The sequence below is a fragment of the Streptomyces sp. T39 genome (assembly GCF_008042045.1).
GTDB lineage: Bacteria > Actinomycetota > Actinomycetes > Streptomycetales > Streptomycetaceae > Streptomyces.
Genome location: NZ_RDBP01000113.1, coordinates 1 through 913, shown reverse-complemented (window position 1 = coordinate 913; position 913 = coordinate 1). Strand labels below are relative to the sequence as shown.

The following is a 913-nucleotide window of genomic DNA, read 5'->3' as shown; positions in this document are numbered from 1 at the left end:
GCCGGGGACCAGCACCCCGGCGTCGTCGCGGCCCACGGCCCGCCAGCCGCCGCGGGTGTGGGCGGTGAAGGCGGCACGGACCGAGACGCGGTGCCCGGGCGTGCGGTGGAAGGCGGCCGCGCGGACGGTCCCCCACGGATCGAGGGGGGTGACCGGGCTGTCGGAGCCGAAGGCCAGGGGCACCCCGGCGCGCAGCAGCGCGGCGTACGGGTTGAGGGTGCGGGCGCGGGCGGCGCCGAGGCGCTGGGCGTACATGCCGTCCTCGCCGCCCCACGCGGCGTCGAAGGCGGGCTGGACCGAGGCGGTGAGGCCGAACTCGGCGAAGGCCGCGACCGTCTCGGGGGTGAGCATCTCGGCGTGCTCGACGCGGTGGCGGGCGGCGCGCACCCGGGCGAGGCCCAGCTTCCCGGCCGCGGCGCGCAGACCGTCGGTCACGGCGGTCAGGGCGGCGTCGCCGATGGCGTGGAAACCGGCCTGGAGGCCGGCCTCGGTGCACGCCACGACATGGGCGGCCACGTCGGCGGCCTCCAGGTGGGCCGTGCCGGTGTGCGGGGCGTCGGCGTAGGGCTCGTGGAGGCAGGCCGTGTGCGAGCCGAGGGAGCCGTCGACGAAGAGGTCCCCGGCCGCACCGGCGGCACCGAGGGCACGCGCGCGCTCGACGTCGAGGTCGGCCCAGTAGCCGACGACGCGGGGGCCGGGCTCGCTCCCGGCGAGCTCCAGCAGGCCGGTGAAGTCGTCCTCCGAGGAGATGCGGGGACCGCCGCACTCGTGGACCGTGCCGATGCCCAGGGAGGCGGCACGGCGCAGCGCGGCGCGCTGCGCGTCGGCGCGCTGCGCGGGCGAGACGGCGCCGTACGCGGCCTCGCGTACGGCGTGGTGGGCGTCGCCGGTCAGCGGTTCGCCGTCGCGGAAG

General features: G+C 78.8%; 1 protein-coding gene. It reads right to left on the bottom strand.

Annotated features, from left to right (window positions below; genetic code table 11):
* The coding region (locus EAO77_RS35665) for an amidohydrolase family protein (RefSeq protein ID WP_147992463.1) at positions 1–913 on the bottom strand (913 nt) is incomplete at both ends.